Origin of the sequence: Gemmata sp. (assembly GCF_051859125.1) — a bacterium.
Taxonomy (GTDB): Bacteria; Planctomycetota; Planctomycetia; order Gemmatales; family Gemmataceae; genus Gemmata.
Map to the genome: position 1 here is coordinate 1 of NZ_JBHYGG010000123.1, position 10,552 is coordinate 10,552.

General features: G+C 70.7%; 8 protein-coding genes and 2 pseudogenes. 4 read left to right on the forward strand and 6 right to left on the reverse strand.

Going from position 1 to position 10,552, the window contains the following annotated elements:
- Positions 1-33: 33 nt before the first annotated feature.
- The 3 genes and pseudogenes from ACTIGN_RS13110 to ACTIGN_RS13120 form a co-directional block, all read right to left on the reverse strand.
- Positions 34-546, reverse strand: a pseudogene (locus ACTIGN_RS13110) (IS630 family transposase); the annotation flags it as partial.
- A 211-nt stretch (positions 547-757) separates the two neighbouring features.
- The gene (locus tag ACTIGN_RS13115) at positions 758-994 is read right to left on the reverse strand and encodes a hypothetical protein (RefSeq protein WP_439624478.1); all 237 of its coding nucleotides are present in this window, start codon (positions 992-994) and stop codon (positions 758-760) included.
- Positions 995-1,142: 148 nt separating this feature from the next.
- Positions 1,143-2,063 (reverse strand): AAA family ATPase, encoded by a 921-nt coding sequence (locus ACTIGN_RS13120; protein ID WP_439624480.1) that lies wholly within the window; start codon positions 2,061-2,063, stop codon positions 1,143-1,145.
- A gap of 811 nt (positions 2,064-2,874) precedes the next feature.
- Between ACTIGN_RS13120 and ACTIGN_RS13125 the strand changes: the two genes are divergently transcribed.
- The 4 genes from ACTIGN_RS13125 (at position 2,875) to ACTIGN_RS13140 (ending at position 9,158) form a co-directional block, all read left to right on the forward strand.
- Entirely contained in the window at positions 2,875-3,279 is a 405-nt protein-coding gene (locus ACTIGN_RS13125; RefSeq protein ID WP_439624482.1) for a VOC family protein, read from the forward strand.
- 542 nt (positions 3,280-3,821) lie between these two features.
- Positions 3,822-5,210 carry a DUF1501 domain-containing protein gene (locus ACTIGN_RS13130; RefSeq protein ID WP_439624484.1) on the forward strand — a complete coding sequence of 463 codons (1,389 nt, stop codon included), beginning with the start codon at positions 3,822-3,824 and terminating at the stop codon, positions 5,208-5,210.
- A gap of 43 nt (positions 5,211-5,253) precedes the next feature.
- Positions 5,254-7,701 carry a DUF1553 domain-containing protein gene (locus tag ACTIGN_RS13135; RefSeq protein ID WP_439624485.1) on the forward strand — a complete coding sequence of 816 codons (2,448 nt, stop codon included), beginning with the start codon at positions 5,254-5,256 and terminating at the stop codon, positions 7,699-7,701.
- A 53-nt stretch (positions 7,702-7,754) separates the two neighbouring features.
- Entirely contained in the window at positions 7,755-9,158 is a 1,404-nt protein-coding gene (locus ACTIGN_RS13140; RefSeq protein ID WP_439624487.1) for a c-type cytochrome domain-containing protein, read from the forward strand.
- A 6-nt stretch (positions 9,159-9,164) separates the two neighbouring features.
- Here the strand turns inward: ACTIGN_RS13140 and ACTIGN_RS13145 are convergent, their stop codons facing one another.
- The 3 genes and pseudogenes from ACTIGN_RS13145 to ACTIGN_RS13155 form a co-directional block, all read right to left on the reverse strand.
- Positions 9,165-9,365, reverse strand: a complete 201-nt coding sequence (locus ACTIGN_RS13145; protein ID WP_439624489.1) for a hypothetical protein — start codon at positions 9,363-9,365, stop codon at positions 9,165-9,167.
- A gap of 134 nt (positions 9,366-9,499) precedes the next feature.
- Positions 9,500-9,658, reverse strand: coding sequence for a hypothetical protein (locus ACTIGN_RS13150; protein ID WP_439624491.1), 159 nt, complete (start codon positions 9,656-9,658; stop codon positions 9,500-9,502).
- Between the two features lie 115 nt (positions 9,659-9,773).
- Positions 9,774-10,175: pseudogene (locus ACTIGN_RS13155) on the reverse strand (SMI1/KNR4 family protein); the annotation flags it as partial.
- Positions 10,176-10,552: the final 377 nt, after the last annotated feature.

Genomic DNA, 10,552 nt, shown 5'->3' on the forward strand with positions numbered 1-10,552 from the left:
GCGCAAGGGCTGGCATCCTACCCACAACCACCGCTATCGTGAAGAACCTCTATTCAGCCACGACCCGTGTTTTGGGGTGTGGTGCCACTCCAGGCGCTCGCACAGGCGCCGGGCCTCGGCCGGCTCGAACGCCTCGTACAGGGCCGCCGGGGTGTGCGTGGACAGGTTGTCGAGCACCAGCACCACCTTCTCCGCATCCGGGTACTGTTCGTCCACCAGCCGGCGCAGGAACCGGGCGAAGTCCGCGCTGGTCCGCCGCGCGGTCACCTCGACGTGACGCCAACCGGCCAGCGGCTCGAACGCCACGAACAGGTTGGCGACCCCGTGCCGGACGTACTCGTGGTCCTCTTTGGCCGGCGACTGGGGCCGTGTCGGCTGGGGCGGGCGCGCGTCGCCGGTGAGCTGCTTGCCGCCCTCGTCCACGCACACCACCGGGCGGCTGTCGTCGGGCGGCCGGTGGTACACCGCCAGCACGTCCTCCATGGCCGCGACGAACGGGGCGTTCGCCTTCGGAGGGATCACCCACTGCTGCTTGAGCCACGGCTTGAGTTCGTGTTTTTAAGCGTTCGCCGGACCGTCTCGTCGGAGATGGCTTCCACCACCTCCAACTCGACCAGCCGGTCGGCCAACAGCTTCAGGGTCCACCGCCCGCCCCTCCGGCGCGGGGGAGCACGCCAGCGCGACGAGCCGGGCCTCTTGCGCGCCGTCTAACTTCCGGTACCGCCGCCCGGTCGGCTTCTTGCGGCGGACCGCCGCATCAAGGCCGCCCTGCGAACGCCTTGCGGACCCGCGCGCCGGTCCGGGTGCCGCAGTCGAGGGCCGCCGCGATGGCCTCGTCACTCCACGCCGGGGCGCCGTCACTCGCATCGGCTTTGAGCAGGATGTGCGCTTGAGTGAGGGCACGGGCGGGGTGCTCGCCCGAGCGCACCATCCGGGCGAGTTGGCGGCGCGGGTCCGCTTCCAAGCGGACAACGTACTTGGGCTTACGGGGCACAACAGACCTCCTCGCGGGGTGGGCGAGGAGAGCTTACAAAATGCCAATTCAGGTGTGGCGGAACACCAGGTGTACCCAGCATCAATTTGGGCACCCCTTGTCGGAGCACCCACCACTCGTCACCTGTGTCGCGGATCTGCCCCGGACCTCACCCAGACGGAGGAGCGACCGCTCCGCATCCGCGGCCGGGCGCTCGGCCCAGGGTCTCCCGTACGGCAGCGCACGCCGCGGCGAGTCGCTCGTCCCGGGTGCCGTCCTGCTCGAACGGGGTGCCGATGTCGGTCAGCAGGTACAGGTCCGGCCGGCGGTGCCCTCGGGCCACCGCGTCCACCTCGGCCGACCAGCCGCCCATGTACCGGCGAAACCACACCCGCGTGGCGAAAGCGTCCGTGTCGCAGACCAGCACCCGGTTCGCCCGCCGGGCGGCCTCGTCCTCCCGCCCGCACTGCCCCCGGGCGATGGCCACGAACTCGTCCGGCCGCCACACGTTCGCCTCCCCCCTCCGCACCTTCGCCTCCCAGTACTCCCGCCCGTACTCGGGCACCCACACGGTGCCGAGCGCCGCCGCCAGGTCGGCCGCCAGGGTCGACTTCCCGGTGGACTCGGCCCCGACCAGCACGACCCGCCGGGCGTAGAACCCGCGGACCGGGGGCTCGAGGAAGTCCCAGTTGGCGAGCGGGTCCGACCGGACCGCCGTCCCGGACACCGGGACCGCGACCCGGGGCCGGTCCACCAGCACGTGCCGGCACCCGAGGCAGGCCGCGAACCGGTCCCCGTAGTCCTCGGACGTGAACACCACGTCCGGGGCGAACCCGAGCAGCCGGGTGCAGTTCTCCGCCCACACGGCCGAGTCGCCCGCGTCGTACCGGTCGTCGATCACCCACACCCGGGCGGCCGGGTGGATCTCCCTCAGCCACCCGGCCCGCAGGGCCGCGGGCGGGTCCTCCCCGGGCCGCTCGCACACCACGACGTGGACCTCGCCGGCGTTCGCCAGTGCGGTGCCGATGAGGTGCTTGTGCCCGCGGTGCGGCGGGTAGAACTTGCCCACGACCAGGCCGCGGGTGGTCATGGCTCCCCCCGGGCGAGGAGGTGCCGCCGCCACTCGACCAGTTCGGCCACGCACATCCCGAGGAACAGGGCGTACAACCCGGCGGTGAGGTACAGGGCGCGACCCCGCATCCGTGATGCTGAGAAGGGGGACGCCGTGGGCACCGCCGTCGGGATCGCCGTTTCCAAGGACACTCTCGACGCCTGCTCCCTCTCCGGGGGAAAGACGAAGGAGGGGCGGTTCGTGAACGCCCCCGAGGGGGGCCGACCAGTTGACGCTGTGCCTGCACGAGCAGCGGCGGCTGACCGAGTTCGAGTCCCGGCCGGGTCAGGGCCGGAGCCTCGTGGTCCTCAAGCGCCAGAAGTAGCTCCGGTCCGGTCCGGGCCGGTCCCGTGGCCCCGCCCTACCGTTTCGCGACAAGTACGCGAACCGGGACAACACCCGAGGGGGGGGAGGAACGCCCGTGCTCCGGTTGGTGGCGGCGATGGCGGTCACGGTCGCGGTCGGACTCGCGTCCCGGCTGTACCCGACCCTACATCGGGCCGCGATCACGCCACCGGGTGCGGCAGGCGACCACCGCGGCGTAACGGGTCCCCGTCCGTGGTGTCCCCCAATGCTCCGCCCCGGTCGCGCGCCAAGGGGCGGAGCCACATCACCACAACTCCGCGCGCTTGCCCCAAAAAAAGTCACTCTGCTGTCGATTTCACTCCTCCCCGTTCGTCGAACGGGGAGGAGCCGGAGCTCCGAACCGGCCCGGACCGTCCCGCTGCCCGGCTTCTGGGCGGCTCGGGAGTTCGACGCACCGCAGGATTCGACCGGGAAACAACGGACCATGAACAAGCAGATCTTCCTCAACCTCCCCGTCGCCGACCTGCCGAAGGCGGTGTCCTTTTACCGGGCCCTCGGGTACCCCCTCAACCCGCAGTTCACCGGCGACTCGGTCGCGTGCGTCGTCATCAACGAGACCACCTTCGTCATGCTGGGCACGCACGCCAAGTTCCGCGAGTTCACCCCCAAGGCCGTCTGCGACACGACCCTGGCCGTGGAAGTCCTGATCAACCTCAGCTGCGAGAGCCGCCGGGAGGTCGACGACCTCGTCGCGCGGGCCGTCGCCGCGGGCGGCACGACCCACGACACGGCGGAAGACTTCGGGTTCATGTACACGCACAGTTTCGTCGACCTCGACGGCCACGGGTGGGGGCTCTTTCACATGAGCACGCTGCCGACGCGTCCGTGATGCCGGTCTGGGAGGTGCGTCGTGCGGTAAGTTCGCAACTGAACGACGCCCGTGCCCCAGCCGACCAAGGGCGTTCCGACCAAGGGCGTTCCGACCAAGGGCGTTCCGATGACGCCCTGCGGTGCCGCGTCTGGTTCCACGAGCACGCGCCCGAACACGACCAGGCGTGGTACGGGGTGCGGCCGTCGTTCGCCCTGTCCGACTGGGTACGGCTCGGCGAGCAGTACCGGCTCTCACTCGGCCCCCTTCGGGACGCGATCCACTCCACGAACCGGGCGTTCCCCCCGGCACCACCGAGAAGGAGCCCTGGTAGCTCGCCGGGATCACCAGCGGGGTACAGATCGATTTGAAGTCGGACAATATGCCCCGTGGTTCAGGGCGCGGTGCGGGACGATGTCGAACCCCACACGTGGGCATTCCCGCGATCCCGCGATCGCGGCCCCCAATTCTCCCGGAATCGCTGTCCGGTTCGGGGCGGTCGTGCGGGATAATGGGTACTGCCGCCCGAAGCCCCGCCCGCACCGCCCCTCGCTGAGCCGCACATGCCACACACACCGCTGCGCGTCAGCCGCCGCAATTTCTTGAGCCTGAGCGCCTGCGGGCTCGTGTCGCTGCCCGGGTGGCAGCCGGCCCTCGCCGCCGGGAAGCGGGCCGCCGCGAAGTCCGTCCTCGTCGTGTTCGAGCAGGGCGGGGTGTCGCACATGGACACGTTCGACCCCAAGCCCGACGCGCCCGCGGAGCACCGCACCCCGTTCGCGACGATTAACACCGTCGTCCCCGGGATGCGGTTCACGGAACTGCTGACGCGGACCGCGAAGCACGCCGATAAGCTCTCGGTGGTGCGGTGCATGACGCAGCCGAAGCCCGGGATCGGGAACAGCCACCCGAAGGGGTCGCAGTACATCTTCAGCGGCGAGGCCCCGGGCGGCCCCGAGGAGATGCCGGACATCGGCTCGGTCGTCTCGACGCGGCTCGGCAGCGCGGCCCGCAACCTGCCGCCGTACATCATGGTCCCGGGCACCAGCGAGCAGGAGTACAACACGCACGTCGGGTTCCTCCCCCCGCAGCACCGCGTGTTCAAGACCGGCGGCCGGCCGCACGACCCGACATGGACCGTGCCGAACCTCGCGCTCGCCGGGATCGCCCCGGAACGGTTCAAGGACCGCGCCGACCTGCTCAGCACCCTCGACATCGGCGTCCCCGGGGCCGACAAGGCCCGCGACGCGAAGACGCTGACGAGCACGCGCGACCAGGCCGAGGACATGCTCACCAACCCGGCGACGCGGAAGGCGTTCGACCTCAAGGGCGAGCCGCAGAAGGTCCGCGAGGCCTACGGGCTGGGCCACCGCGGGCAGTGCTACCTGCTCGGCCGCAAGCTCATCGAGTCGGGCGTGCGGTTCGTGACGATCGACTGCCGCGAGCCCCCGGCCCGCGAGTTCCCCGGCGGCAGCAACATGAACTGGGACCACCACGACCACATCTATTCCACGGGCGACACGAAGATCAAGGGCGGCGGGGCCGGGGCCGGGCGGTGGGGCATCCAGACGTGGCCGATGATGGGGAGCACCGACCAGGCGCTCGCGGCGCTGCTCGACGACATGGACCAGCGCGGGCTCCTGGCCGAGACGCTCGTGTGCTTCGTGACCGAGTTCGGCCGCACCCCGCGGATCAACGACCGCAAGGGCCGCGACCACTGGACCCACGCGTTCAGCTTCGCGTTCGCGGGGGCCGGCGTCCCCGGCGGGCAGGTCGTCGGCGAGACCGACCGCGAGGGCGGGTACATTGTCAGCTCGAAGGCGTACACGATCGAGGACTACGCCGCGACGCTGTACGAGAAGCTCGGCATCGACACGACGAAGCCGCTGCACACCCCGGCCGGCCGCCCCATCTACCCGGGCAAGGACGGGCACCCGATTACTGAGATCATGTGACGCGGCGACCCCGGAACGCGGCCCCACACGAACGACCACCCCCATGACGATCCTCACGCTCCTGCTCGTTTCGCACCTCGTCACACCCGTCGATGCATCGGTGCGCCTGGACGTGTACCCGCCGGCGGCCGTGCTCGCCTCGAAGCGGGCGACCTTTCAATTCGTCGTTACTGGCCACTTCGCGAACGGCGAAACCCGCGACCTGACGCGCGAAGCGGCGTTCACGCCGTCGAGCGATGCGGTCGAGGTTCGGGGCGGTGTGGCGTTCCCCAAGAAGGACGGCAAGGCCGAGATCGCCGTGGCGGTCGGCGGGCAGACCGTGAAGGTGCCGGTTGAAGTCAGTGGCCAGACGAAGCCGGACCCGGTGCGGTTCCGCACCGAGACGCTCGCCGTGCTGACGCGGCACGGGTGCAACGCCGGCTCGTGCCACGGGTCGCCGGAGGGGAAGGGCGGGTTCCACCTGTCGCTGTTCGGGTACGACCCGCTCATCGACGAGGAGAGTATCGTCAGGGGCGGGCTGAACCGCCGCGTCGATGCGTTCTCCCCGGCCGAGAGCCTGCTTCTGAAGAAGCCGCTCATGCGGGTGCAGCACGTCGGCGGGAAGATGCTCAATAAAACCGACCTCGGCTACCGGGTGCTGCTCGCCTGGATCGCGGAGGGCGCGAGGACCGACGACGACAAGCAGGCCGCGTGCGTGAAGCTCGTCGTCCACCCCGGACCGAACCGCATTCTGAAGAGCCCGCACCTGGGCCAGCAACTCAGCGTCACCGCCCGGTTCGCCGACGGCACCAGCCGCGACGTGACGGCCCTCGCATCGTTCGAGGTGTCGCACAAGGAGGTTCTCAGCGTCTCGGACTCGGCGCTCGTCACCGGCCTGAAGCGCGGCCAGGGTGCCGTCTCGGTCCGCTACCTGAACCACCTCGAATCGGTGCATTTTACCGTTACCGAGGACGTCGAGGGCTTCCGCTGGCCGGGCGTGCCGGAAACGAACTTCGTGGATCAGCACGTTCACGGGAAGCTCAAGCAGTTGCAGGTGATGCCGTCGGGCGCGTGCGACGACGCGACGTTCCTCCGCCGCGTCCACCTCGACCTCACGGGCCTGCTGCCCCCGGCCGACGCCGCGAAGGCGTTCCTCGCCGACACGAGCAAAGACAAGCGCGCGAAGGTGATCGACGCGCTACTGGAGAGCGAAGAGTTCGCCCGGTTCTGGGCGCTGCGAACGGCCGACCTGATGCGGGTCAACGCGAAGACGCTCCCCGAGGGCCGGGCCGAACTGTTCGCCGAGTTCCTCATCGACGGCTACCGCAAGAACACCCCGTTCGACAGGGTCGCGACCGAGATCCTCACGGCGAGCGGCGACGCAACGAAGGTGCCGGCCGCGAACTACTTCCTCGCGACGCCGGACCTCACCGACCTCGCCGAGACGACAGCGCAGTTGTTCATGGGCTCGCGGGTGAACTGCGCGAAGTGCCACAACCACCCGTTCGAGAACTGGACCCAGGACGACTACTACAGCATCGCCGCGGTGTTCGTTCGGGTGAAGAAGGCCGGCAAGGTCGTGTCGGTCGCGGGCACCGGCGAGACGACGCACCCGACGAGCGGCCGCACCCTCGCGCCCTACGGTGTCGGGGCGGTGGGCGACGCGAAGGCCGACCGCCGCGTGGCGTTCGCGAACTGGCTCACGAAGCCCGGGAACCCGTACTTCGCCCGCGTCGAGGTGAACCGCACCTGGGCGCGGCTGTTCGGCCGCGGCATCGTTCACCCGGTCGACGACTTCCGCTCGTCGAACCCGCCGGCGATCCCGGACCTGCTCGACGCGCTCGCCGCCGCGTTCGAGAAGTCCGGGTTCGACCGCAAGGACGTCGTGCGGGTGATCTGCAACAGCCAGACGTACCAGCGGTCCACCGCGACGAACAAGTTCAACGAGGACGACGAGGCGCTGTTCTCGCACTACCCGATCCGCCGGCTGACGGCCGAGCAGTTGCAAGACGCCATCGGGTTCACCACCGGTAGCCTCGCGCCGCCGGGTGGGGTGCCCGCGGCGCTCGCGAAGGCCGAGAAGGACGCGCTCGCCGCACCGACCGACAAGGGGAAGCAGGCGGCGTTCAAGAAGCTCCGCGACCGGGCCGAGTACGCGACCCAGCGGCTCACGCCGGAACAGTCGCCGTTCCTGATGGCGTTCGGGCAGCCGAAGCGCGAGAGCCCGTGCGCGTGCGAGCGGATCGACGAGCCCACGGTCGACCAGGCGCTGCAACTGCTCAACGGCCCGCTCGTCGCCGGGAAGCTGACCGCGGCCGCCGCCGGCTACGGGAAGCTCGCCGACGCCGAACTCGTGGACCGCCTCTGGCTCGCCGCGTTTTCCCGAGCCCCGTCCGAAGCAGAACGCACGAAGGCGCTCGACCACCTGAAGCGCGGCGCGAACCGCTCCGACGCGGTGCGCGACCTCGTCTGGGCCGTGATGAACACCCGCGAGTTCCTGCTGCAACACTGATCGATGCGAAGCAGCGGGCGCGCCGCCCGCGGCCCACGGAACCGAGCACCGCCATGAACCGCCTCACCATCACGTTCGCACTCCTCGCGGCTTCACCGGTTCGGGCCGCCGAACCGGCGTTCCTGCCCGACGTCGCGCCGGTGCTGGTGTCGCGGTGCGCGAGTTGCCACGGCGACGTGAAGGCCCGCGGCGAGTACCGGGTCGATACGTTCGAGAACCTGCTGAGGCCCGGCGCGTCGGACGCAAAGCCGGTGGTGCCCGGTAAGCCCGATGAGTCGGAGTTGTACCGCCGGCTCGTCGCGACCGACCCGAAGGAGCGCATGCCGCCGGGCGACGACCCGCTGACCGCCGACGAGGTGGTCGCGGTGAAGAAGTGGATCGCGGCCGGCGGCACGTTCGACGGCAACCGCACGGCGGCGCTCAAGGCGATCCTGCCGCCGCGCACGCACCCGGCCGCGCCCGAGAAGTACGCGAGACCGGCCCCGGTGTGCGCGCTCGCGTTCTCGCCCGACGGCAAGGAACTCGCGGTCGGCGGTGTGAACGAGGTGACCGTGTGGGACGCCGCGACCGGCAAGCTCCTCCGCCGCCTCCCGCACCAACCGGCCCGCATCCACGCCCTGGCGTACTCCCCCGACGGCAAGAAGATCCTGGTCGGCGGCGGCACGGTCGGCGAGTACGGCGATGCCGCACTCGTCGATGCGACCACCGGCGCACGCGAGAGGGTGTTCGGGCCGTTCGGCGACCTCGTGCTCTGCGTCGCGTTCGCCCCGGACGGCAAGACGGTCGCGGTGGGCAGCGCCGACCGCACGACCCGCGGGTACAGCCCCGCCGGCGGTGCGGAGGTGTGGCGGTCGTCGCTCCACTCGGACTGGGTGACCGGCGTGGCCTACAGTCACGGGGGCAAGTGGCTCGCGACGAGCAGCAAGGACCGCACGGTGAAGGTGCTCGACGGCACCACGGGGAAGCTGTTCACGACGTTCAACGGGCACCGCCGGCAGTACGCGCCGCACGCGGGGCAGTTCGAGGTGTACGGGGTCGCGTTCGACGCGGCCGGCACGGCGTACTCGGTGGGCGGCGGGTCCGCGGTGCGGGCGTGGAACCCGGTGAAGACGCACGACGAGAACGGCAGCGCCGCCGACATGGAGGAGCGCTTCAAGAACGTCGGCCACACCCGCTACCTCGAGTACGCGGCCGGGAAGCCGGCGTTCGGGCTCGCGGTCGGCGGCGGGCAGGTGTTCTCGGCCGGCGGCGACAAGCTGGTGCGGCAGCACGACGCCGCGAGCGGCAAGCTGGTACGCGAGTTCGCCGGCCACGCCGACTGGGTCTACTCGCTGGCGATCCACCCCGCGAGCACCCGCGTGGCGTCCGGCGCGTTCGACGGCGAGGTGCGCGTGTGCGACACGATGACCGGCGACCTCGTGGTGTCGTTCAAGGCCGCCCCGGGCTGGGCGAAGTAGCGGCCGCTACCAGAACTGCCGCCACCCCGGTTGCGAGAGCCGCACCCGGCCGCGGGCGAAGTCGATCGTGAGCACGAGCCCCCGGAAGACGTCCAGCCCGAGGAGACCGTTGGCCCCCACGCCGATGTGGGGGTCACGGGCGGCGACGAGCAAGTCCGTTCGGACATGCCCAAGGGCGGTAACGGCCGAGACGCGCACGAGCGGCACGCGGGCCGTTCCCGTGGCGGTGCGAATGCGCGCGTGGCCCTGGACGTGACAGGTCGTGACCCACTACATACCCCCCGCCGTCGACTGCAGCGCCCGGTTCGGTGCCTGCGCGGCCACCCCTTGCATGACCGGCGTCAGCCGAGGTCGATCTCGTCGGCGTACATGAGGCAGCCGTCCGCCTCGGAGTATGCGAACTCGTCGCCCTCCAACTTGTCGGCGAAGCCCTCCAGCCACAGCCGGAACGACGGGGCGACCGGGCCGGGGCCGCCGGTGTCGCTCCGCTGCACGATCACCCCGCCCGGCTTCTCGGCGTCCGGGCCGAGGTCGAGGAAGACGTAGTCGCCCGCCCCGCCCGCCCCACGCGACCGGCACGCAGTTCCGAAACCGCGGGGCGTGCTCGGACCACTTCCGCCACCAGGTGACCATCTCTTGCAGCGTCATCAGGCACCACCCCTCGCCCCCGATCAGGCCCGGCTCGTCGGCCTGCCCGTCGTGAACGCGGTACGACGCCCGAACATCCGCCGGCAGCTTCAGCCCCATCGCCCCCTCGGCCGCCCGGATTGCCCCGGCGGTGGCCCCGCAGCGGAGGCGACCGTGGCCCGCCGGGGCGTTCTCGTCGAGCCAGGTGTGGATTCGCTTCCAGACGGCCTTCATCCGCGGTGCCCCTCCGGGGCCGAAAGAATCGTTGCGAGCTGTGTGCGTTCGTGTGAGGGGTGATCGCCACTCACGTGCTGGAGGCTTGCGATGACGACGGACACCATTTTGGCCGTCGACCCGGGCCGGTACAAGAGCGTCGCGTGCGCTTACCATTGATCGACCGCGGGCAGGCGCTCCGCCCGATCGGCAACATGTCCGCCGAACTCACGACACTCCTGGCCCGGCACCCCGGCGGGCTCGTGCCGTCAAGGCGTGCGACCGCGGGGGTACGGGCGGCACCAGCCTCAGGAAGCGGCTCGGGCTGGGGAGGGCCGGCAGATCGCGGCTGAGCGGGGCGGTGTGCCGCCTGCCCCGCGTCGCCCCCGGTCCGGTAACCCGTTGTTCACCGGCACCAAGCCGCGCGGTTCCGACCCGCTGTCACCTCTGAACCAACACTACGCGGCCGGGCAGGCCGCCCACTGACTGAGAGCACTAACACTACAGCGCGGGTTCTCGAAGCTTCCGTAAGTTGAATCATCGGGAGGACCACC

Coding starts and splice junctions, on each gene's coding strand:
- ACTIGN_RS13135 (WP_439624485.1), top strand. CDS start 5,254: ATGACGATCCTCACGCTCCTGCTCGTTTCGCACCTCGTCACACCCGTC.
- ACTIGN_RS13130 (WP_439624484.1), top strand. CDS start 3,822: ATGCCACACACACCGCTGCGCGTCAGCCGCCGCAATTTCTTGAGCCTG.
- ACTIGN_RS13125 (WP_439624482.1), top strand. CDS start 2,875: ATGAACAAGCAGATCTTCCTCAACCTCCCCGTCGCCGACCTGCCGAAG.
- ACTIGN_RS13120 (WP_439624480.1), bottom strand. CDS start 2,063: ATGACCACCCGCGGCCTGGTCGTGGGCAAGTTCTACCCGCCGCACCGC.
- ACTIGN_RS13140 (WP_439624487.1), top strand. CDS start 7,755: ATGAACCGCCTCACCATCACGTTCGCACTCCTCGCGGCTTCACCGGTT.